The sequence below is a fragment of the Actinomadura sp. WMMA1423 genome (genome assembly GCF_006547145.1).
GTDB lineage: Bacteria > Actinomycetota > Actinomycetes > Streptosporangiales > Streptosporangiaceae > Spirillospora.
The window spans coordinates 7,926,936-7,949,128 of sequence record NZ_CP041244.1 but is presented as its reverse complement, the minus strand read 5'-3'; the positions used below and the strand labels follow the sequence as shown (position 1 = coordinate 7,949,128).

The 22,193-nt window shown below is 73.4% G+C and carries 19 protein-coding genes; 9 read left to right on the top strand and 10 right to left on the bottom strand.

All coding sequences use genetic code 11. The features are described from left to right. Positions 1-43 precede the first annotated feature (43 nt). The gene (locus FKD65_RS36820; protein ID WP_141583578.1) at positions 44-958 is read left to right on the top strand and encodes a LysR family transcriptional regulator; all 915 of its coding nucleotides are present in this window, start codon (positions 44-46) and stop codon (positions 956-958) included. On the opposite strand, the gene FKD65_RS36815 is transcribed toward FKD65_RS36820, so the two are convergent. Further along, complete coding sequence (locus FKD65_RS36815) at positions 921-1,184, bottom strand: sigma factor-like helix-turn-helix DNA-binding protein (RefSeq protein ID WP_240809778.1); 264 nt, start codon at positions 1,182-1,184, stop codon at positions 921-923. The genes FKD65_RS36820 and FKD65_RS36815 overlap by 38 nt on opposite strands. A gap of 526 nt (positions 1,185-1,710) precedes the next feature. Here FKD65_RS36815 and FKD65_RS36810 point away from each other — a divergent pair. Then, entirely contained in the window at positions 1,711-2,952 is a 1,242-nt protein-coding gene (locus FKD65_RS36810) for a 2-phospho-L-lactate transferase CofD family protein (RefSeq protein ID WP_240809777.1), read from the top strand. A gap of 54 nt (positions 2,953-3,006) precedes the next feature. Here the strand turns inward: FKD65_RS36810 and FKD65_RS36805 are convergent, their stop codons facing one another. From FKD65_RS36805 to FKD65_RS36795, 3 genes are all read right to left on the bottom strand, one after another. Then, on the bottom strand, positions 3,007-3,924 hold the full coding sequence (locus FKD65_RS36805; RefSeq protein ID WP_141583576.1) for an ROK family protein: 918 nt from the start codon (positions 3,922-3,924) through the stop codon (positions 3,007-3,009). Beyond that, positions 3,921-5,048, bottom strand: a complete 1,128-nt coding sequence (gene manA, locus FKD65_RS36800; RefSeq protein ID WP_368367165.1) for a mannose-6-phosphate isomerase, class I — start codon at positions 5,046-5,048, stop codon at positions 3,921-3,923. Before manA ends, FKD65_RS36805 begins: the two co-directional genes overlap by 4 nt. Positions 5,049-5,471: 423 nt before the next feature. Beyond that, positions 5,472-6,668 (bottom strand): MFS transporter, encoded by a 1,197-nt coding sequence (locus FKD65_RS36795; RefSeq protein WP_141583574.1) that lies wholly within the window; start codon positions 6,666-6,668, stop codon positions 5,472-5,474. A 105-nt stretch (positions 6,669-6,773) separates the two neighbouring features. Here FKD65_RS36795 and FKD65_RS36790 point away from each other — a divergent pair, with 105 nt between their 5' ends. The 4 genes from FKD65_RS36790 to FKD65_RS36775 all read left to right on the top strand — a co-directional run bounded on the left by FKD65_RS36790 (position 6,774) and on the right by FKD65_RS36775 (position 10,312). Then, positions 6,774-7,253, top strand: coding sequence for an Lrp/AsnC family transcriptional regulator (locus FKD65_RS36790; RefSeq protein WP_141583572.1), 480 nt, complete (start codon positions 6,774-6,776; stop codon positions 7,251-7,253). 80 nt (positions 7,254-7,333) lie between these two features. Further along, positions 7,334-9,067: an AMP-binding protein gene (locus tag FKD65_RS36785; RefSeq protein WP_141583570.1), complete on the top strand. Its 1,734-nt coding sequence runs from the start codon at positions 7,334-7,336 to the stop codon at positions 9,065-9,067. Between the two features lie 8 nt (positions 9,068-9,075). Continuing rightward, positions 9,076-9,975, top strand: a complete 900-nt coding sequence (locus FKD65_RS36780; RefSeq protein WP_141583568.1) for a phosphotransferase family protein — start codon at positions 9,076-9,078, stop codon at positions 9,973-9,975. A 67-nt stretch (positions 9,976-10,042) separates the two neighbouring features. Next, the gene (locus tag FKD65_RS36775) at positions 10,043-10,312 is read left to right on the top strand and encodes a zf-TFIIB domain-containing protein (RefSeq protein ID WP_141583566.1); all 270 of its coding nucleotides are present in this window, start codon (positions 10,043-10,045) and stop codon (positions 10,310-10,312) included. A gap of 54 nt (positions 10,313-10,366) precedes the next feature. Here the strand turns inward: FKD65_RS36775 and FKD65_RS36770 are convergent, their stop codons facing one another. Next, positions 10,367-12,922 (bottom strand): polynucleotide kinase-phosphatase, encoded by a 2,556-nt coding sequence (locus FKD65_RS36770; RefSeq protein ID WP_141583564.1) that lies wholly within the window; start codon positions 12,920-12,922, stop codon positions 10,367-10,369. Further along, on the bottom strand, positions 12,919-14,355 hold the full coding sequence (locus FKD65_RS36765) for a 3' terminal RNA ribose 2'-O-methyltransferase Hen1 (protein ID WP_141583562.1): 1,437 nt from the start codon (positions 14,353-14,355) through the stop codon (positions 12,919-12,921). Before FKD65_RS36765 ends, FKD65_RS36770 begins: the two co-directional genes overlap by 4 nt. 106 nt (positions 14,356-14,461) lie before the next feature. On the opposite strand from FKD65_RS36765, the gene FKD65_RS36760 reads away from it, so the two are divergent. Continuing rightward, positions 14,462-15,292, top strand: a complete 831-nt coding sequence (locus tag FKD65_RS36760) for a TIGR02452 family protein (RefSeq protein ID WP_141583560.1) — start codon at positions 14,462-14,464, stop codon at positions 15,290-15,292. A gap of 13 nt (positions 15,293-15,305) precedes the next feature. Here FKD65_RS36760 and FKD65_RS36755 read toward each other — a convergent pair whose 3' ends face one another. Continuing rightward, positions 15,306-16,067 (bottom strand): TetR/AcrR family transcriptional regulator C-terminal domain-containing protein, encoded by a 762-nt coding sequence (locus tag FKD65_RS36755; RefSeq protein WP_240809775.1) that lies wholly within the window; start codon positions 16,065-16,067, stop codon positions 15,306-15,308. A 168-nt stretch (positions 16,068-16,235) separates the two neighbouring features. On the opposite strand from FKD65_RS36755, the gene FKD65_RS36750 reads away from it, so the two are divergent. Beyond that, positions 16,236-17,942 carry an MFS transporter gene (locus tag FKD65_RS36750; RefSeq protein WP_141583557.1) on the top strand — a complete coding sequence of 569 codons (1,707 nt, stop codon included), beginning with the start codon at positions 16,236-16,238 and terminating at the stop codon, positions 17,940-17,942. A gap of 71 nt (positions 17,943-18,013) precedes the next feature. On the opposite strand, the gene FKD65_RS36745 is transcribed toward FKD65_RS36750, so the two are convergent. Then, positions 18,014-18,940, bottom strand: a complete 927-nt coding sequence (locus FKD65_RS36745; RefSeq protein ID WP_141583555.1) for an LLM class F420-dependent oxidoreductase — start codon at positions 18,938-18,940, stop codon at positions 18,014-18,016. A 153-nt stretch (positions 18,941-19,093) separates the two neighbouring features. Between FKD65_RS36745 and FKD65_RS36740 the strand changes: the two genes are divergently transcribed. Next, complete coding sequence (locus tag FKD65_RS36740) at positions 19,094-20,125, top strand: glycoside hydrolase domain-containing protein (RefSeq protein ID WP_141583552.1); 1,032 nt, start codon at positions 19,094-19,096, stop codon at positions 20,123-20,125. 1 nt (position 20,126) lies between these two features. On the opposite strand, the gene FKD65_RS36735 is transcribed toward FKD65_RS36740, so the two are convergent. Both FKD65_RS36735 and FKD65_RS36730 read right to left on the bottom strand, forming a co-directional pair. Continuing rightward, complete coding sequence (locus FKD65_RS36735; RefSeq protein WP_141583550.1) at positions 20,127-21,302, bottom strand: GNAT family N-acetyltransferase; 1,176 nt, start codon at positions 21,300-21,302, stop codon at positions 20,127-20,129. 385 nt (positions 21,303-21,687) lie between these two features. After that, on the bottom strand, positions 21,688-22,113 hold the full coding sequence (locus tag FKD65_RS36730) for a hypothetical protein (protein ID WP_141583547.1): 426 nt from the start codon (positions 22,111-22,113) through the stop codon (positions 21,688-21,690). Between the last annotated feature and the right edge of the window lie 80 nt (positions 22,114-22,193).

The window sequence follows — 22,193 nt, the reverse complement described above, 5'->3', positions numbered from 1 at the left end:
ACAGAGATCCTTCCGCCCGATAAAGAGCGTTTATGATCCCCGCATGGAGCTGCGCCAGCTGCGCTACCTCGCCGCCATCGCCGACGCGGGCAACCTCGGCCGGGCCGCCGAGGCCCTGTACGTCAGCCAGCCCGCGCTCTCCTACGCGCTGCGCAAGCTCGAGGCCGAGCTCGGCGTCCGGCTGTTCGACCGGCACGCGGGCGGCGTGACCCCCACCCCCGCGGGCCGCGACGTGATCGCCGAGGCGCGCCGCACGGTCCGGCAGGCCGACCGGGTCGCCGCCGCCGCGGAGCGCCACCGGCGCGGGCAGACCGGCCTCCTGCGCGTGGGGTTCGAGGCCAGCGGCGCGGGCGAGCTGACGACCCGGGCCCGCGCCGAGTTCGCCCGCGCCCACCCGGGCGTCCGCGTCGAGCCCAAGCGCTTCGACTGGGGCGGCGAGGCCGTCGCGCTCCAGGCCGGGCAGGTGGACGTGGCGTTCGCGTGGCTGCCCGCCGACCTGTCGGGCCTGCACTCGGAGATCGTCCACACCGAGCACCGCGTCGTGGGCCTCCCGGCGGACCATCCGCTCGCCGCCGCCGAGGGCGTCTCCATCATGGACGTCAAGGACGAGCCCCTCATGTGGACCGAGCGCGCACCGCGCGAATGGGTGGACTGGTGGGCGGTCAACCCGCGGCCGGACGGGTCCGCCCCGCGCTGGGGCCCCACCAACGACAACGTCGAGGAGATGCTCGAACAGGTCGCCGAGGGCACGGCCATCTGCTTCGCCCCGTCCAGCATGGCGCTGTACTACGCGCGCCCCGGGCTGGCCTGGGTGCCGCTCACGGACGTGGAGCCGCTGCGCGTCGCGCTCGCCTGGGCGGACGGCGGGCCGCTCGTGGAGGCGTTCGCCGCGATCGTCCGCGACCTCTCCCGGTCGGCCGTCAGACGAACGTCGGGGGCGCCTCCACGGCCGCGCTGAGCGCCCGGAGCGCCTGGTAGACGCGGACCTTGACCACGTCGACCGGCACCCCCAGCGAGGCGGCGGCCTCGTTGACCGAGCGGTCCCGGAAGACCGTCTCGGTGAGGATCTCGCGGTGCGCGGGCGGCAGCGCCTGGAAGGCCCGGGCGACCACCGCGGGGCGCATCCGCTCCCCCGGCGAACCGAGGGCGAACGAACCGGTGTCTTTGCCCATTCGCAGTGCCACACAACGAACTTGGCACCGTTCCCCCGCCGCGCCGCCCTCCTTATGGCGGCTTTAAGGAAGCGCTGAGGAGGACTTATCCGGCTCTCCTCCGGCGTGGCCTCGGACGGTCGCCAAGGGAACCGTTCACCTGCGAAAACCAGAATGGACGCCGAGATCGCCGTCCCGGAACGGGTGATCGGCGCCAGGGTCCGGCCGACCACTGGGAGAGACTGCGGCCGCGGCACGCGCGGGGAATACCGATTTCGGTTATGCCTTGACAACGGCGATGGGCGTCAAATCTACTATGGGAGCGCTCCCAGAATCGCCTTTCCAGCTGGGAACGGTCGATGGTGGGAGCGCTCCCACATCGTTGACCTGTGATTCGGCCCGAGCGGCCGAGGACGAGGAAGGTCCGCGAAGCAGCCATGACGGTTCGGGATGAGACCTCACCGCCGGAGGCGGCCGAAGGCGGGCGGAGCCGACGCGGGGCGGCGGACGGCACCGCCCCGCGGGTCCGGGAGAGCACGGTCCGGCCGGAGAGGGCGCGGTGACCGCGCGGCGGCCGGGTCCGGCGCGGATCGCCATGTTCGGCGGCGGGCGCGGCGGCGCGGGCATCGCGCGGCACCTGCTGCGGACCCCCGGCGTCCGGCTGGCCCTGCTCGTCAACGGGTACGGCAACGGTCCGTCCGCGGGCGCGCTGCGGCGCTTCCTGCCGGGGATGCTCGGCCCGTCCGCCTTCCGGAGGAACCTGCTGCCGCACCTCGACCCGGCGGACCCGGAGCAGGCGGCGCTCCAGACCCTCCTGGGGCACCGGCTCCCCGCCGGGGCGGCAGTGCGCGACCTCGATGAACTCACCGGCGCGCTCGCGGCCCGGGAGACCTCTCCGCCGGGGTTCGCCGCGCTGCCGCGGCGCGCCCGCACGGCGATCACCCGGGATCTGACGGCCTTCCTGTATCGCCTGAAGGAGGACCCGGAGGGGCTGGACCTCGCCGCCTGCGTGCTCGGGGACCTCGTGTTCGCCGGAGCCTACCTGCGTACGGGCGAGGACTTCAACGCGGCGGTTCGGTCCTGCGCGCGGACGTTCGCGACCCCGGCCCGCCTCCTGAACGTGACGGACGGCGGGAACGCCCACCTCGTCGCACTCAAGGAGAACGGGCGGCTGCTCGCCGACGAGGCCGACATCGCGGCGCCGCAGGACGCGGCCCGCATCACCGACCTGTTCCTGCTCCGCCGCCCGCTCGGACCGGCGCAGCGGGACGAGCTCGAGACGCTGCCCGTCCAGCGGATCCGCTGGGTCCTGGCCCGTCACCGGGCGGCGGTGTCGCCCGACAGTGCGGCGCTGGACGCGCTGGCGGACGCCGACCTCATCGTGTACGGGCCGGGCACCCCGCACTCGTCGCTGCTGCCGAGCTACCTGACGCCCGGCGTGGCCGAGGGGATCGCCGCGAACCGCGCGGCCGCCAAGGTGTTCGTCGTCAACATCCGCGAGGACCACGACGTCCAGGACATGAGCGCCCCGGCGCACGTCGACCTCGCCCTGGCCTACCTCGGTGACCCGGGCAACGAGCGGCGGACGGTCACCCACGCCGTGTGCCACCGGCCGGGGACGGGACGCCCGGACGTCCCGGCGGCGCCCGCCGCCATCGCCGAGGCGAGCCTGCGGACGAACACGCAGTGGATCATCGCCGACCTTGCGGACCCCGGACGGCCCGGAGCGCGCGACCGCGCACGGACCGCCGACCTGCTCACCGGGCTCGCCTCCGGCGCGGCGCTGGAGTCGGCCGGCTGAGGGCCGAATCGTCTCCCGTCGGCCGGACCGAGGGCCGAATCATCCGCGCCGCGTTCAGGGGAAGGGGCCGAGGGGTTCGCCGGAGGCGAGGAGGGCGAGGGCGGCGGCGCCGTAGAGGCCGGCGTCGCGGTCCAGGGTGGTGGAGGAGACGCGCAGGTCGGCCAGGTGCGGCATGCCCGCGCGGGCGCTGATCGCGGAGCGCAGCGGGTCCAGGAGGAGGTCGCCCGCGGCCGCCACGCCGCCGCCGATGACGACGTCGCGGATGTCGAGGACGGAGGCGGTGTTGAGGATCGCGGTGGCGAGGGCGCCCGCGGCGCGGTGGAAGGCCGCGAGCGGGATCGGGGCGCCCGCGCGGGCGGCGGCGGCCAGGGCCCGGGCGTCGGGGCGGCCCGTCGCGGGGGCGAGGGTCCAGCCCTGGGCCAGCGCCCAGCGGACCATGCTGGGGCCGCCCGCGACCGTCTCCAGGCAGCCGCGGGCGCCGCAGACGCAGGGCTCCCCGGCGAGGTCGACGATGACGTGGCCGATGTGGCCCGCGTTGCCGGTGCGTCCCGTCCAGGGCCGGCCGTCGATGACGAGGCCGCCGCCGACGCCGGTCGACACGACCATGCCGAGCAGGGACTCGCAGCCGTGGCCGCCGCGCCACCACTCGCCGAGCGCCATGCACTGGGCGTCGCCCGCGAGCGTGACGGGGACGCCGGGGACGAGGCGCTGGACGGCCGCGACGAGCGGGTAGCCGCGCCAGCGCGGGATGTTGATCGGGCTGACCGTGCCGCCGGCGGTGTCGATCGGGCCCGCCGAACCGATGCCGACGCCGGTCAGCCCCGGTCCGGCGAAGTCGGCGACGAGGCCGCGGAGGGTGGCGGTGGGCGCCTGGCCGACGGGGTGCTCGGCGCGGTCGAGGAGCGTGCCGGCGGCGTCGACGCGGGCGACGGCGAACTTGGTGCCGCCGATGTCCAGGGCGAGTACGGTCATGATCCGATCCCCGGGAGCACGCGGTAGAGCGTGCCGTGTCCGGTGAGGCGGGCGGCGGGGGCGCCGGCGGGGAGGAAGGCGGCCTCGCCCCGGGTGAGGGTCAGGGCCGGCTCCGCGGTGAGGCGGGCCTCGCCGTCCAGGCACAGGAGCGTCTGCGGAAGGCCGGCGGGCAGGTCTTCGGGGGTCTCCGCGAGGTCGTGGCGGACGAGGGTGAACTCCTCGGCGGCGGTGCGGTAGCAGCGGTCCGAAGCGGGCTCGACGCGGTGCGGCCTGGACGGTGCGAACTCGACGACGCGCATCAGCTCGGGGACGTCGATGTGCTTGCTGGTGAGCCCGCAGCGCACGACGTTGTCGGAGTTCGCCATCACCTCGATCGCGAGGCCGCCGAGGTAGGAGTGGGGCACTCCGGCGCCCAGGAAGAGCGCCTCGCCGGGCTCGAGCCGGACGTGGTCGAGCAGGAGCGCGGCGAGGACCCCGGGGTCGCCGGGATGGGCGCGGGCGATGTCGGCGTAGACGCCGGTCAGGGCCGGTTCGACCGCGTCCCGGAGGGGGCGGGAGCGCTCGTCGAGCATCTCGGCGAGGACGGCCCGGAGCGCCTCGGCGGGCGGCTCGGTGCGCAGCGTCGCGATCCACGGGTCGAGTTCGGGGACCTTGAGGCCTTCGAGCAGGCCCGCGGTCTCGGCGGGGTCGCGGAAGCCGCAGAGGCCGTGGAACTCGGTGAGGGCGCAGACCATCTCCGGCTTGTGGAAGGGGTCCTTGTAGGTGCGGGTGGGATCGTCGGCGGGGATGCCCTGCGCCTCCTCGCGGGCGAACCCGGCCTTGGCCTGCTCCGTGGTCGGGTGCACCTGGAGCGACAGCGGCCTCTCGACGGCCAGCACCTTGAGCAGGTACGGCAGGGTCGGGCCGAACCGGTCCACGCACGCGGCGCCGAGCATCCCGATCGGGTCGCGGTCGATGAGGGCGCCGAGGGGCGTCCCGTCCACGAGGGACGGGGCGGCGGGGTGCGCCCCCGCCCACAGCTCGGCCTGCGGGCGCCCGGTCGGCTCGACTCCGAGCAGTCCGGGCAGCGCGGTCCGCGACCCCCAGTCGTAGGGACGGATCGCGGTGGTCAGCGGCAATGGCACCAACCTGCGCGATCTCCTTGCTCGGGGCACCGTGACCGGACGACGGCGCGCGTGAGGGACAGCGTACAAGCGTCGGGGGGCGAGGCGAACGCGGCTCGGTCCCCCGCGCCGCGCCGGATCCCGGATGCGGCCGCGCGGGCGCGGTACCCGTCTCCTTCCGCACGGTTCCCGTCACAGTGCGGTCTCATCGGGCGTCGCGGTGAACCTGGAGGGGCCTGCCAGCGAACTCATAAGCGGGCCCGGCATGCGGTCGGCCGAGCCCATAGGATGACCCTCAGGGGGTGGTGGACGTGGGAAAGCACAACAAACCGGCGACGCGGTCGTGCCCCGGCTGCAACGGCACCGGCACCAGTACCGCCACCCATGAGCGGTGCAACGTGTGCCGAGGCACGGGCCGCATCTGACGCGCGCGGTGGGCCGGGGTCACGGCCGTCCGGTCTCCTGCTCCACGGGCGCCGGCGCCTTCCCGGGCGCGCGGCGGCGGGCTTGGCCGAGCGCGACGGCGAGCGCCCCGGCGCAGGACGCCCAGGCCAGGGCGGCGTAACCGCCCGCCGACAGGACGGCCGTCGACAGTAGGCTCGCGGCGGCGGCGACCGTCCAGACGGCCGCGTCCACGGCTCCCTCGGTGTGCGGGCGCTCCGGCTCCGGCAGCTCGCGGGCGAGCCGCGCGCTGCCGCTGACGAAGCAGAGGTTCCACCCGTAGCCGAGGAGGAACAGCGCCGCGACGCGCCCGGAGGACCCGGTGGCGACCGCGGCGAGCGCCGTCGACAGCGCGAGGGTGAGCAGGCCCGCGAGGATCACCGGGTGCGGGCCGTACCGGTCGGCCATCCGCCCCGTCAGGGGTGACAGGGCGAACATCCCGAGCGTGTGCGCCGACAGCGTCACGCCGACCGCGCCGAGGCCGTCGCCGTGCATGTGCATGTCCAGCGGCGCGGCCGTCATGACGGCGACCATCACGACCTGAGCGGTGACCATCACCGCCAGGGCGGAGCGGGCGGCCGGCGTCCGGGCCAGCCTGCGCAGCGGCGGCGGCGCCTCCTGCGCCCCCGGCCGGCCGCCCGGCCCGCCGGCCGCGGCCGCCGCGGCGAGCGCGCAGGTCAGCACGGCCAGCAGGAACGGTCCGGTGAACGCGGGGAGGCCGGCGCCCGCGGCGGCCGTGCCGGAGGGGTCCAGCAGCAGCGGGCCGCCGACCGCCCCGGCCGCCGCGCACCACACCACGAGCCCGATGGCGAAGCCGCGCCGCGCCGCCGGGTGCAGGTCGGCCGCCGCGTACCGGGAGAGCTGGGCCCCCGCGTTGCCGAGGCCGAGCAGGAGCATCCCGAGGCACAGCCCCGTGACGTCGCCGTTCGCGACCGCCAGGGCGGCCAGGCAGGCGCCCGCCGCGGCGGCGGTGTAGCCGAGGGCGAAGGCGCGGCGCCGGCTCGTCCGCACGAGCCGGGTGAGCGCCAGCGCGCCGGCGCCCGTGCCGACGATGCCGGCCGTGGCCGGGACGCCTCCCCACCCGGTGCCGAGCCGGTCCGCGGCGACCAGCGTGGCGGTCGCGCTCGACACGGCCATGGCCGCGTTCATCAGCGCCGTCCCCGAGCAGAGGGCGGCCATGGGACGGGATCGTCTCTCCATGCCTTAACGCTAGGAACGCCGATCCCCGGATGGAATGGATGATCACTGGCATTCCGCCCTTCTCGCTTATAACTTGAAAGGCGCATTCGCGAAGGGACCTTCGACATGGACCAGACGGACTGGCGCATCCTCGCCGAGCTGCAGCGGGACGGCCGCCTGTCGTTCAACCGGCTGGCGGCCCTGGTGAACCTGTCGCCCCCGGCGGTCGCCGAGCGGGTGCGGCGCCTCGAGGAGTCCGGCGTGATCACCGGGTACCGGGCGAGCGTCGACCCGGCCAGGGTCGGCCAGCCGCTGACGGCCTTCGTGCAGATGCGGTGCGCCCTCGGCCGCTGCCTGCTCAAGACGTCCGCCGCCGAGGACCTGCCCGAGGTGACCGAGGTCCACAAGCTGAGCGGCAGCTGGTGCTCGATGCTGAAGGTGCGCGTCGCCTCGATGCGGCACCTGGAGGGGCTCCTGGAGCGCCTCGGCGAGCACGGCGAGATGAACTCGCACATCGTCCTGTCGACCGCCTACGAGGGCCGCGCGGTGGAGCCTCCCGCCCCCGAGACCAGCACGGTGACGCGCTCGGAGGGGTGGACCCGCTGAGCGCGTGCACCCGCTCGCCCCCGCGTGTTCACCCGCCTTCGCGCCGCGCGCGGGTCCCGAAGATGGTTCAATCGGGCGTTATGTGGCACTCGTCACTGCGCTCTTCGCCCTGGCGGCAGTGGTATCAGCCGGGCGTCCCATGGAAGCTCGACATCCCGGACGTCCCCGTCACCCGGCTGCTCGACGATGCCGCGGACCGGTACCCGCGCAAGCCCGCTCTGGTCTTCTTCGGCCGGCGGATCAGCTACCGCGACCTGCGCGAGGCCGCGGACCGGTTCGCCGACGGGCTGCACCGGCTGGGAGTGCAGCCCGGCGACCGGGTGGCGCTGATCCTGCCGAACTGCCCGCAGCAGGTCATCGCGTTCTTCGGCGTGCTGCGCAGGGGGGCGATCGCGGTCCAGCACAACCCCCTCTACACCGAGGAGGAGATGCAACGGCAGCTCGCGGACTGCGGTGCGCGCGTCGCGGTCGTCCTGGATCGTTCCTACAAGACGGTGAAGGCCGCTCGGTCCCGGCTGGGGCTTGAGCACGTCGTCGTGACGTCGCTGGTCGACTTCCTCCCGGTCGGCAAGCGGATCGCCCTGCGGCTCCCCCTCGTCCAGGCGCAGCGGCGGCGCGCGGCCATCACCGCGGACGTGCCGCACGACCCCGGCGTCATCCCGTTCAAGGAGTTGCAGAGGACGCCCAGGCGGCGCGTGAGGCAACTGCCCCTGGAACCGTCGCGGCACCTGGCGGCCATCCAGTACACCGGCGGGACGGAGGGGCGCCCCAAGGGCGCGATGCTGACGCACCGGAACCTCGTCGCGAACGCCTGCCAGCAGCACGCGTGGGACCTCGACGGGCGCCCCGGCGAGGACGTGACGCTCGCGGTGCTGCCCCTGTTCCACTCGTTCGGGCTGATGAGCTGCCTCGTCGCGCCCGTGATGACGGCCGGGACGGTGGTGCTGCTCCCCCGCTACGACGGCGACCGCGTGGTCCGCGCGATCCGCAAGTACCGGCCGACCATCTTCCCCGGCGTGCCGACCCTCTACGAGCAGGTGCTCGACAGCCCGGGGTTCGGGCCCGACGACGTGCGGTCGCTGCGCGTCTTCATCTCCGGTGCGATGGGGATGAAGCAGAGCACCATCGAACGGCTCGACAGGCTCGGGGCCCGGGGCCTCATCAACTGCTACGGCCTCACCGAGGCCTCCCCCGCCGTCACGGGGAACCCGCTGGGGGGCGGGGCGCGCAACCTCACGGTCGGGCTGCCGCTGCCCATGACCGACGTCGTCATCGTCGACCAGGACGAGCCGACCAAGGTCCTGCCGCCGGGCGTGACGGGCGAGGTCGTCGTGCGCGGGCCCCAGGTCTTCGCGGGGTACTGGAACCGGCCCCTCGCCACGGCGCAGGCCCTGTCGAAGGGCTGGCTCCGCACGGGTGACATAGGGGTGATGGACGAGAAGGGTTTCATCACCATCGTGGACCGCCAGCGCGACATGATCAAAGTGAGCGGCTTCACCGTCTCCCCGTCCGAGGTCGAGAAGGTGCTGCGCCGCCATCCCGCCGTGCACGACTGCGCCGTGGTCGGCGTCCCGGACGCCCGGCGCGGCGAGCGCATCATCGCCCACGTGGTCGAACACCCCGCCTACCCCTTCTCGGCGGACGAGCTGCGCCGGCACTGCGAACGCTTCCTGTCGCACTACAAGGTGCCCTCCGACTTCCTCCCCCGGACGGAGCTCCCCCGGAACATGCTGGGCAAAGTCGTCCGGCAGCGGTTGCGGGACGAGTTCGCCGCCTCGGCGAAGGAGCGGATGGGCCCCGCGCGGAGTGGTTGACTGGTCGGGTGCACACCGGGACCGTCCAGTCGGAGCTCTTCACACGGCTCGCTCAGATCGGCCGCGATCAGGCCGCCGGCGGCGGTGAGCCGGAGGTCCTCTACGACCGGCACGGCGTGCTCGTCGTCCGGGTCGGCCACGTGGTCGTGAAGGCGCACCAGGCCGACCGGGACTACGGAGCCCCGTTCCTCGACCGGGCACGGCTGGCGGGCACGCTCCCGGAGCTGATCCTCGGTCCCTTGGGCCCACCGCTCAGCGTGGACGGCCGCACCATCACTCTCGCCGTGTTCGGTGAGCCGGTTGACCCGGCCGGGGAGCTCCCCTGGGAGGAGGGCGCCCGGCTGTTGGCGGGCCTGCACTCGGTGCCCGTCCCTGCGGGCGCGCCGGCGTGGGGACGTCCGGCACGGGTGGCCCGCCTGGTCTCCCGCCTGGAGGACGGCCCGGCCGAGGACGCGGTGCGCCGCGCGTTCGCCACCCTGCCCGCCTGGATACGCGGCGAGGAGGACGAGCCCCCGGGGCGCGGCCGGTGCCTGATCCACGGCGACTGGCACCTGGGCCAGATGGTCCGCGCGCCGGGCGACCGGTGGCGGCTCATCGACATCGAGGACCTCGGCAGGGGCGACCCCGCGTGGGACCTCGCGCGTCCGGCGGCGCTCTATTCCGGCGGGGTCCTCTCCCCGGACGAATGGGAGCGCTTCCTGGGCGCGTACAGGGAGGCGGGCGGCCCCGCCGTCCCGCCGCAGGGCGACCCCTGGGCGGCCCTGGACGTCCCCGCCCGAAGTCTTGCGATCCAGATCGCCGCCACGTGCGTCATATCCGCCGGGAGGGAAGATCGGCCACTCGTCGGTGCGGAGCAGGCGATGGTCGACGCCTGCGCGAGAATATCCGCGGCGGGGGACGCGGCATGACGTGGCGCGGAACCTGTCCTACATTTAGCCTCTACCTGGGGATCCAGACCGGAAGGACGACAAGGCGATGCACTGCCCTAAATGTCGTGGCGTGATGCGGACCTACACCCGCAGCGGCGTCCACATCGAGCAATGTGACAGCTGCCGGGGCATCTTCCTCGACTACGGCGAGCTGGAGGCCCTGGCCCAGATGGAGTCGCAGTACCGCGCGGCTCCTCCGCCCGCCTCGGCCCCCGGATGGGGAGCGCCCGGCCCGGCGGTCCACCACCATCACCACGGCGGGCACCACCGCCCGCACCACGGCGGCGGCGTGTTCCACATGCTCTTCTCCACCTGACCGTGCGGCCGCGGCCCGCCCCCGAGGAGGCGGGCCGCGACGGCGTGCGAGCGGTCAGAGGCGGGGGTCCACCGGCTCGGACTCCAGTGCCAGGACGGCGAAGACCGCCTGGTGGACGCGCCACAGCGGCTCCCCGCCCGCGAGCCGGTCGAGGGCCTCGGCGCCGAGCGCGTGCTCGCGCATGGCCAGCGACCGCTTGCGCCCGAGCGACCTGCGGCGCAGCCGGTCGAGGTGCCTCGGCTCGCGGTAGTCGGGACCGTAGATGATCCGCAGGTACTCCGGTCCGCGGCACTTGATCCCGGGCTGGACCTTGGTGCCCTCCGGGAGCGGCCCCAGCGGCTTGACGACCATGCCCTCGCCGCCCGCGGCGGTGAGCTTCTCCCACCACTCGACGGCCGCGGCCTCCGACTGCGGCGCCCCGAGGTCGACGGTCATCGCCCCCGTCCGCAGGACGAGCCCGCTCTCGTCGTTCTCCGCGAGCCGCTCCGCCACGGCCATGTGCCACTCATGGTCGCGCAGGGCCGCCCAGGAGCGGCCCTCTCCCGCGAGGACCTGGAACGGCGCGAAGCGCAGGCCGGTCAGCCCGTCCACCGTCCAGCAGTAGCGCGCGTAGGCTTCACGGAACCGGAGCGCGTTCGCGGCCCGCCGGTCGATGCGCTCCTTGAGGCCGCCGACGTCGAGCCCTCGACCGTCCGCCCGCGCTAGCACGTCGGCCGCCACCGGCAGGGCGGCGCGGGCCGCCGCACCGGTCGCCGCGTACTGCGTGCGGATGAGGTCCATCGCCTTCGCCGACCACGGCAGGAGCTCGCCGTCGAGGACGAGCCATCCGGTCTCCAGCTCGTCCCACAGGCCCGCGGCGCCGATGGCGGCGCGGAGCCGGTCGAGCACCTCGGCCGTGCGGGACGGGTCGCGGAAGAAGGAGCGTCCCGTGCGCGTGTAGACGGCGCCGGTCGTCCCGTCGTCGACGCCGAAGCGCGCCGCGGCCACCGAGGCGTCGCGGCACACGACCGCCACGGCGCGCGAGCCCATGTGCTTCTCCTCGCACACCGCGCGCAGGACGCCCTTCTCCCGGTACGCGGCGAGAGCCTCGGCGGGGTGCTCCAGATAGCCGGGCAGGGACGACGTCTCGGCAGGGGACATGGTGGGCGGCAGATAGACGAGCCAACGCGGGTCCACGGCGAACCGGCTCATCACCTCCAGCGCGGCCAGCGCGTTCTCCTCCCGGACGGAGACGCGCCCCATCAGGCGGGTCTCGACGCCCTGGTTCCCGAGGACGTCCGTGATGTTGAGGACGTCGTTCTCCCGGTGACCGCCCGCGCCGCCCCCGGCCGGAGCCTCCAGCGGACGCGTCGGCTCGTACCAGACCTGCCGGGCCGGGACCGACACCAGCTCGCGCTCCGGATACCGCAGCGCCGTCAGCTTCCCGCCGAACACCGCACCGGTGTCCAGGCAGATGGTGTTGTTCACCCACTCCGCCTCCGGGACGGGCGTGTGGCCGTACACGACCATCGCCTTGCCCCGGTAGTCGCGCGCCCACGGGTACCGCACGGGCAGGCCGTACTCGTCGGTCTCCCCTGTCGTGTCGCCATAGAGCGCGAACGAGCGGACCCGTCCGGACGCGCGGCCGTGGTAGTCCTCCTTGAGCCCGGCGTGGGCCACGACCAGGCGGCCCTCGTCCAGGACGTAGTGGGCGATGAGGCCGTCCATGAACCGCAGCGCGTCGTCGCGGAAGCCCTCGTCCTCGGCGGCGAGCTGCTCCAGCGACTCGGCGAGCCCGTGCGCGAGGCGCACCTTGCGCCCGCGCAGGGCACGAACGAGCTTGGCCTCGTGGTTGCCCGACACGCACAGGGCGTCGCCGGCGGCCACCATGCCCATCACCAGGCGCAGCACGCCCGGCGTGTCCGGGCCGCGGTCGACCAGGTCGCCGACGAAGACGGCGGAGCGCCCGCCGGGGTGGTTCGCCCCCACCGCGCGGCCCCGCGCGTCCCGGAGGATCTCGTAGCCGAGGTCGGCGAGGAGGTCCTCCAGCTCCGCGCGGCAACCGTGCACGTCGCCGATGACGTCGAACGGGCCGGTCAGCTCGCGCCGGTCGTTCCACGCCTTCTCGTACCGGATCGTCGCGGCGTCGATCTCCTCGGGCCCGGTGAGCACGTGGACGCGGCGAAACTCGCGGCCCAGCGTCCGCATGCCGCGCCGCAGCTCGCGCCGCTGGCGCGGGATGACGTGCGGGGGGAGGTCGCGGTCGGGACGCCCGGCGTTGCGCTCGACGGCGAGGCTCTCGGGGACGTCCAGCACGATCGCGACCGACAGGACGTCGTGGTCCTTGGCCAGCTTGAGCAGCGACTCGCGCGCCTTGCTCTGCACGTTGGTCGCGTCCACCACGGTCAGCAGGCCGCGCCGCAGCCGCTTGCCCACGATGTAGTGCAGCAGGTCGAACGCGTCGCCCGTGGCCGACTGGTCGTTCTCGTCGTCCGACACGACCCCGCGGCAGAAGTCCGAGGACACCACCTGCGTCGGCTTGAAGTGCTTGCGCGCGAAGTACGACTTGCCCGACCCGGACACGCCCACCAGCACGACGAGCCCCATCTCGGGGACCTTGATCTCGGTCATCGCGTGAACACTCCCATCTGCGTCGGCGCGCCGACCTCGGGGTCGTCGTCGCCGACGGGCACGTGGCGGACGCGGTAGCCGTGGTCGGCGGCGACCCGGTCCGCCCAGGCGCGGAACTCCGCCCGCGTCCATTCGAAACGGTGGTCGGGATGGCGCATCGCACCGGGCGCCAGGCCCTCGTAGCGCACGTTGTGCTCGGCGTTCGGCGTCGTCACGACCACCACGCGGGGCGCGGCGTGGCCGAACACGACCCGCTCGACGGCGCTGAGGCGCGGCGGGTCGATGTGCTCGATGACCTCCATCAGCACGGCCGCCTCATAGCCGCGGAACCGTTCGTCCGCATAGGTCAGCGCCCCCTGGAAGACCTCCTGGACGCGGGCGCTCTCGCGGTGCGGCTGCTTGTCCAGACGGAGGCGGCGCGAGGCGTGGCCGAGCGCGCGGTACGACACGTCCGATCCGGAGAGCTCGCTGAAGAACTCGTCCTTGGCGAGCCGTGCGAGCAGCTTCCCGGAGCCGCAGCCGAGGTCGATGACCCGGCGGGCGTTCTCGTCGTGCAGCGCTTGCGCCACCGACCGGACACGCAGTTCCGAGAGCGAGACGGACGTCTCCTCCTGGGACGCCGGCTCTTCCTGGCCCTCCTCGGCGGCGGGGGCCTCCTCCTCGACCTCCACTGGGTCGAGCTCCTCGTCGGGAGCGTCCTCGGCGTCGGCGAGGCGTCCGAGCGCGGACCGCACGAGGGCGCGCCGGTTCGCCAGGTACCGGCGGGTGATGGCGCCGCGGTCGGGGTGCGCGCCCAGCCAGCCCTCCCCGGCCCGGATGAGCTTGTCGACCTCGTCGGGCGCCATCCAGTAGTGCTTGGCGTCGTCCAGGACGGGCAGCAGCACGTACAGCTGGTTGAGGGCGTCGGCGAGCCGCAGCGTCCCGGTCAGCGTGAGCGTCACGTACCGGGAGTCGCCCCAGTCGGGGAACTCCGGGTCGAGCGGGACGGGCGCGGCCGACACCTCCCAGCCGAGCGGCGCGAAGAAGCGCTCGGCCTGGCCGGGGCCGCCCCTGCACGGGAGGGCCGGCAGGACGATCTCCAGCGGGATCGGCGTCTCCGCCAGTTCGGGGCGCAGGTCGCAGCGGCCGCGCATGGCGGTGCGGAACACGTTCGCCATGGCCGACGCCAGGAGGGACGACGCCGCGTAGGGACGGTCGTTCACGAACTGGCCGAGTGAGAAGTCGGGCGTGCCCCTGCCGCGTGTGCGCACGAGGTCGACCGGGTCGACGTCCAGCAGCAGCGCCGCCGTGCAGCGCCCCTCCTCCGCGTCGGGGTAGAAGACGTGCGCCGTGCCGTGGGACTGCTCGAAGCGCTGCACCCGGCCCGGATGCTTGTGCAGGAGGAACCCCAGGTCGGTCGCCTGGCTCATCGTCGTGGTGATCGTCAGAAGCACGCCCCAAGTGTGGCCGAACGCACCGGACACCCCCATCGGTTTTTCCGGAACGCCGTTCTTAAGGGTTTGCGCCCGGATTCGCCGGGCCAGCAGAATCCGGAGGGACATGAGCAGACACCCCCGCCGGATGACCGCGCAGGAGACCGTGGCCATCCTCGAACGCGGCGACTACACGGCGCCCTCCGGCCGCACCGTCCAGGTCGCGGACCGCCTCGCCGAGGCCGTCCGGCGCACCGTCCTCCACCGGCCGGACGAGCTGGACGCGCTGCTGAAGAGGCTTCCTCCGGCCGGCCCCGGCACGCGTACGCGGATCGAGGTGACGGACGAGACGACGCTCGCCGCCGCGCGGCGACTGCACGGCGCGGGGACGGCCCCGTTCGCGCTCAACTTCGCCTCCGCGAAGAACCCCGGCGGCGGGTTCCTGAACGGGGCGCACGCCCAGGAGGAGGGGCTGGCGCGCTCGTCCGGCCTGTACGAGTCGCTGCGCTCGGCCAGGGAGTACTACGACTTCCACCGCGCGCAGGGGGACCTCCTCTACAGCGACCACATGATCTACTCGCCGGACGTGCCGGTGTTCCGGGACGACTCCGGGCGGCTGCTGGAGGAGCCCTACGGCGTCGCGTTCCTGACGTCGCCCGCCCCGAACCGCGGCGCGATCCGGGACCCCGCCAAGGCCGAGCGGATCCCCGCCGTGCTGCGCCTGCGCGCTCGAAAGGTCCTCGCAGTGGCGCTGACCCACGGGCACACCCGGCTCGTCCTCGGCGCCTGGGGCTGCGGCGTGTTCCGCAACGACCCGGCCGAGGTCGCCGAGGTGTTCGCCGAGGCGCTGCGCCCGGGCGGGGAGTTCGCCGACCGGTTCGAGCACGTCGTCTTCGCCGTCTGGGACACCTCCGCGGGCGCCCCGAGGCACTCGGCCTTCCAGCGCGTCTTCGCCTGACCGGCCCGCTCGCCTACGCGCCCTTCTCCGGGCGGGACGGCTCCTCGACGTAGGAGGCGATCCCCCGGACGAGGAGGTCGAGGCCGAACTCGAAGCGCTCGTCGCCGTCCTCCGAGGTGAGCTCGTTCCCCATGTCGGAGATCGTGGGGTAGCGGTCCTTCGGCAGGGCGGCGAAGTAGTCCCGGACCTGCGCGATGTACTCGTGGAAGTGCGCCCACGGGTCCTCCCCGGCGGGGGCCTTGGCCTGGTACACCGTGTCCTCGATGGCGTCGGCGTCGAGGAACATGCCGAGCGTGTCCACGGCCATCGCGGCGATCCGCCTCGGGACGCCCCCGGCGCGCATGAGGGCGAGCTGCGCCTCGGCGACGTCCAGCAGGTGGGGGCCGGTGGGGATGAGGCCCATCGAGACCATCGCGATGTCGCGGTGCGAGGTGTAGACCCGGCGGATCTCGAACGCCAGCTCCTTGAGCTGGTCCTGCCAGCGCGCGGGATCGGGGACGGGCAGCCGGATCTCGGCGGCGACCCGGTCGAGCATCAGCTCGCGCAGCTCCTCCTTGCCCGAGACGTGGGCGTAGAGGGACGCCGGACCGGTGCCGAGCTCCTGGGCGACGCGGCGCATGGTCACCGCGTCCAGCCCCTCGGCGTCCAGGACGCGGATCGCCGTGTCGACGATGAGCTCCTGGGTGAGCGGCTGCCGGGCCGGCGCGGCCCTGCGCGGCCGGCGTCCGGGGGGCGTCGGCATGTCCGGGCGTGCGCCGGGGCCGGATCCAGCCACCTCAGGACCTCCAGATCTCGCGATACATCTTGACTATCGCGAATCGCGATATATCTTCTCTATTGCAGAGAGGATTCCTCGAACACGAACATCGTACTTGACACGAACATCGTTCGCTTATAGAACGTTGTTCGTAAGTAACGAACACTGTTCCCCCCGGAGTGACCGATGACCGACACACTCACCTCCCCCTCCCGGGGCACCGCGGACGCCGGCTACCGCTGGCGCTGGGTCGCCCTGTTCGTGATCCTCGCGGGCGAGATCATGGACATGCTGGACGCCCTGATCACCAACATCGCCGCCCCCACGATCCGCGCCGAGCTCGGCGGGTCGGCCGCCACCATCCAGTGGCTCGCCGCCGGCTACACCCTGGCCATGGCCGTCGGGCTCATCACCGGCGGGCGCCTCGGCGACCTCTACGGCCGCAAGCGGATGTTCGTGATCGGCGCGGCCGGCTTCACGGTCGGCTCGCTGCTGTGCGGCGTCGCCGTCTCCCCCGGGATGCTGGTCGCCGCCCGCGGCATGCAGGGCCTGTTCGGCGCGCTGATGCTGCCGCAGGGCATCGGGATGATCAAGCAGATGTTCTCGGCGAAGGAGATGGGCGCGGCGTTCGCCATGTTCGGGCCGGTGATGGGGCTGTCGTCGGTCGGCGGCCCGGTGCTGGCCGGCTGGCTGATCGACGCCGACCTGTTCGGCACCGGCTGGCGGATGATCTTCCTGATCAACCTGCCGCTGGGCGCCGCCGCCGTGCTGGCCGGGCTGAAGTTCCTGCCCGCGGGACGCGCCGAGCACGCCTCCCGCCTCGACCTCACCGGCGCGGCGCTGGCCTCCCTCGGCGCCGGGCTGCTGATCTACCCGCTCGTCCAGGGCCGGGAGCACGACTGGGCCCCCTGGACGTTCGCCATGATGGCCGCCTCCCTCGCCGTGTGGGGCGTGTTCGCCTGGTACGAGGTCCGCAAGCAGCGCTCCGGCGGCGACCCGCTGATCGTGCCGAGCCTGTTCCGCAAGCGCGGCTTCACCGGCGGCCTCGTCGTCGGCCTGGTGTTCTTCTCCGGCGTCGCGGGCCTCGGCCTGGTGCTGTCGCTGTTCTTCCAGCTCGGGCTCGGCTACTCCCCGCTGAAGGCGGGCCTCGCGCAGATCCCCTGGTCGGTCGGCATCGTCATCGGGTTCGGCGTCATGCAGGCCGTGCAGCGGTTCGGGCGCAAGGTGATCCACTCGGGCGCCGTCATCATGGCCGCCGGGATCGCCGGGCTCTACCTCACGCTGCGGTACGCCGGGACCGGCGTCACCCCCTGGCAGCTCGTCCCCGCCCTGACCGTCACCGGGATCGGCATGGGCCTGCTGATGGGCCCGTTCTTCGACACCGTGCTGGCGGGAGTCGAGCCGGAGGAGACGGGCTCGGCGGGCGGCACGCTCACCGCCGTCCAGCAGCTCGGCGCCGCGCTCGGCGCCGCCGTCCTCGGCACGGTGTTCTTCGGGCTGCTCGGCGGGCACGTGGCGTCGGCCGCGGACGACGGCGCCGCCGGCCTGCGCCGCGACCTCGCCGCCGCGTCCGTCCCGGCGGCGCAGCGGGACCGCGTCGTGGACGCCCTGCGCGACTGCGGCCGCGACCGCGCGACGGCCAAGGACGCCGCCGCGGTGCCCGCGTCCTGCCACCGGCTCGAAGAGGGGGTGAAGGCCGCCGTCGCCGCCGCCCCGCAGTCGGCGCCCGCCGTCCAGAAGGCGGTCGCAGGGGCCGCCGGGGACGCGGCCAGGACCGGGTTCGGCGACGCCATGAAGATCACGCTGTGGGTCGAGGTCGGGCTCCTCGGCCTGACCTTCCTGGCCACGTTCCTGCTCCCGATGCACGCGCGGCCGGAGGAAGAGACCGCCTGACCGGAGCGCGAGGGCCCGCGCCGGGACTCCCCCGGCGCGGGCCCTCCGCCGTCCGATGGCGCGCGCCGCCGTCAGACCTTGCCCTGGACCTCCGAGGCCAGCAGCTCCAGGTGCTCCAGGTCGCGCATGTCGAGGACCTGGAGGTAGAGGCACTCCGCACCCAGCTCGCCGAACTTCCCGATCTTGTCGACCAGCTCCTGCGGCGTGCCGGCGAGGCCGTTCTCGCGCAGCTCGGGCACCTCGCGCCCGATGGCCTCGGCGCGCCGCCGCACCTCCGCCTCGTCCCGTCCGCAGCAGACGACCTGCGCGGCCGAGTACACGATCGGCTCGGTCCGGCCCGCCTCGGCGCATGCCGCACGGACCCGGTCGAACGCGCCACCGGTCTGCTCGACCTTGTGGAACGGCACGTTGTACTCGTCGGCGTGCGCGGCGGCGAGGCGCGGCGTCCGCTTCGCCCCGAACCCGCCGATGATGATCGGCGGGCCGCCCGGCCGCGCGGGCTTGGGCAGCGCGGGCGAGTCGGTCAGGGTGTAGTGCTCGCCGCTGAAGGAGTAGGTCTCGCCGGCCGGCGTCCCCCACAGGCCCTTGAGGATCTGCAACTGCTCCTCAAGCCGCTCGAACCGCTCGCCCAGGCTGGGGAACGGGATCCCGTAGGCGGTGTGCTCCTCCTCGAACCACCCCGTCCCGAGGCCGAGGTCGACCCGTCCGCCGCTCATCTGGTCGACCTGCGCGACCGAGATCGCCAGCGGCCCCGGGTACCGGAACGTCCCGGCGGTCACCAGCGTGCCGAGCCTGATCCGGCTGGTCTCCCTGGCCAGCGCGCCCAGCGTGATCCAGGAGTCGGTCGGACCGGGGTCACCGCTCACGTCGCCCATCTTGACGTAGTGGTCCGAGCGGAAGAACGCGTCGAAGCCGAGGTCCTCGGCCGCCTTGGCGACGGCCAGCTGGGTCTCGTAGGTCGCCCCCTGCTGGGGCTCGGTGAAGATTCGAAGTCGCATCCCCCCATCCTCGTACGGATCCGGCCGGGGCCGCGCGATGGGGCGGCCCCGATCGGCGATTACGGACGGTCAAACTGCGCGATTTCCTGCGCCCCAAGAACAAAGCCTGTTAAATCGCCAAGAACCCGACAACCCCCGACACATGGAGCTGACATGGCTGTCTTCGGCGTCGACTACGCGTGGGGCCGCCCCGGCGCGTCCGCGCTGAAACGCGCCGGGGCGAAGTTCGCGTGCCGCTACCTGTCGCACGACACCACCGGCAAGAACCTGACCCGCGAGGAGGCCGACGAGCTGTCCGCCGCGGGCATCTGGCTGGTGGTCGTCTGGGAGTCGGCGGCCAAGCGGCCGCTCGCCGGGCTTTCCGCGGGCGCGACCGACGCCCGTGACGCCGCCGCCCAGGCCAGGGCGCTCGGCATGCCGGACGACCGTCCCATCTACTTCGCCGCCGACTGGGACGCCGCGTCCGGCGAGCAGGACGAGATCAACGCCTACCTGGACGGCGCGGCGAGCGTCATCGGCCGCGGCAGGGTCGGCCTCTACGGCGGATACGGCCCCGTCAAGCGCGCCTTCGACGCCAAGAAGATCACTTTCGGCTGGCAGACCTACGCGTGGTCGGGCGGCAAGTGGGACGCCCGGGCCCAGCTCCAGCAGTACTCCAACGACCACACGATCAACGGCGTGGGCGTCGACTACGACCGCGCCGTCAAGAGCGACTACGGGCAGTGGCGCGTCGGCGTCTCGCCCGAGGGAGAGGACGACATGCCCGACTACGTGTCCGTCGGCACCGATGGCGCCCACCAGGAGCTGCCTCCCGGCAAGTGGACCGAGGTCACCTGGAACAAGGAGTACTCCGACAAGGAGCACCAGCACAACGACCCGGGCGGCCCCAGCCTGCTGAGGGGATCGGCCCGCTACAGCCTGTCGGTGAGCGCGGCGCTGAGCGGCGTCCCCGCGGGCACGCTGATCCAGGCCAGGGTGGTCGAGGTGGCGGACGGCGACGCCTCCGACTACCAGATCGGCCCCGTCCAGGACTACATCTCCGTCGGGGACGTCACCAACCTCGTCTACGGCCTGGCCGCGGACACCGTCGAGGCGGGCAAGCGCGTCCGCTTCCAGCTGCTCCACCAGGGCGCCGCCGCCGCGACGGTCTCCAAGGCCAGCGCCAAGGTCTTCTTCTGGCGGTGACTCAGAAGTCGTCGTTGATGTAGGGCGCCAGGGGGACGGCCAGGGCGGCCTCCAACCGGGCGGCCGCACCGGGCGTGTGCTCAGTGACGGCACCGATCCGGGCCAGCGTGACCGGGCTCTGGCCGCCCAGGTAGGCCGCCGCGAGATCCGCCGCGCCGAGGCTGAGGTCCGGAGCCTCTGAGCTCGGCTCGCACACAGGCGCCGCGCCGGTCTTGAGGAGCCAGCGCCCCGCGTTCGCCGGAATCCGCGAATCCTCCACCTCCAGGACGAAGGCGTCCCCGGTGGCCCAGGACCGGGCGCGGAGAGCGGCCGGCACATCGATCAGCCGCAGCCAGAGGGCGCCGAACTCCTTCTTGACGGTGACCCGGTCGGGGTCGGCGACCATGTGCGGCAGCAGGTCGTCCACCGGACGGCCCAGCGCCTCGATGCGGGACGTCAGGTCGATCGACGCCAGGAACTCCCAGAGCGCGGCCTCCACCTGCGGGGTGTCGGCGACGAGGTCGACCACCCTGACCGTCCCCTCACGGACCCGGTAGGCCACGTAGCCCGCCGGGTGGACGACGACGCGCGGCGCGGTGTACCCGGGTGAGTCCCGGTCGACCGGCCGCAGGATGGCCCGCGCCCACCAGTCGGGATCGCGCACGAGCCCTCCCGGCCGCAGCGACCGCCGGTGGATCGGATCGAGCACCGCGGGCGCGGACGCGGCCTCGACGAGCCGCAGCGGCCGGTCGTCAATGGCCGTGCGGAACTCCAGCGGCCGCGACGTGTCCACCTCCAGGTCGATCGCCCGCGTGGCCAGCCCGAACCCGTACCGCCCGTAGATGGCGCCTTGCGAAGCCCAGAGCGCGGCCACCGGACGCCCCGCCGCGATGGCGTCGGCGTCCATCCGGTCCATCATGGACGTCAGGATCCCCCGGCGCCGATGCGTGGGCAGCACCCCGACGAACGTGACCGCCGAGCAGCCGACCACCGCTCCCGGGACCGCGAGCCGCATGGGCAGGGCGGCCAACTGCCCGACCCGCACATCATCGTCATAGGCCCCGATCCGCTCGGCACGAGTGAGCGGCCACCCGTCCCGATCGGGGTCGCCCTCGTCCACGGAGACGTGAAACACCATCCCCGCGAAGTCGACCATGTCCCCGGCCTCGGCCTCGGGCACGTCCCTGATCTGAATCACACTTCCACGCTAAGCCGCCCCGCAACCGATTTTCCAAGGTCAGCCCGGTACGCGGGCGGCGAGGCGCCTCACTGGGTGGATGGTCCGGAGTACCAAATGGCCGAGGCCCCGACCCATGCCCGCAGAGCGCCCACACGTGCAGGTCGGAGATCTCCCGTCCTGCTGGCCTCCCGGACGGCGGGATGGCCCTTCTGTCCATGAAGTCGCTATCGTCCTATTGGACGGCCCCGCCCACTTCGACTGGGCGGGGCCGCTACCTCACGTGGCGGGCTTGCCGCTGCCGGGGCACGTCACCCGGCTGCCGGGCGGCTGATGCGCCGGCGTTGACTTACCCGCCCCGGCGGACGTGCTCTGTCCGCAGCTAGGGCAATTCGCCATCTGCCATTCACACCTCCTCTCTTTGCTGGAACTCACCCCCCGAGCTCAGGCTCGCGCCCGCGGACGCCATGCTTCGGAAGACGCCGAAGATGTCAGCGCCGCTGTGCATACGCACGATTACCCCGCATGGCCGAGGCCCGGTGTCCCCGCGGGCGGACTTCTGCTCTACCGCCCGGATCTCCGGGTTCTCCCCGTTGGCGATCAACGCGGCGAGGTGCTGCTCGATCAGCCTCAACGGCGTCCGCCCTGAGCTGGGAAGTTCCGGTAGCGTCAGTGGCGTGGGCGGCTCTCCGGTGACCGGTACCTCTTCCTGGTCATCCCCCGTCGGCGGGGACGTCCGAACCCACTGCAGGCCGATCGTCGCACCGGTACGCAGCGTGATGACGTGCCCATACCGAGGATCGGCGATCCCCGCCTCGGCGAAGGTCTGCACGCCGGTGACGGCCGGGGAGCCCTGTAGGACGCCGGCCACCCATGGAGCCCATCGGGGCAGTCGCATCTCGTCTCCTGTCG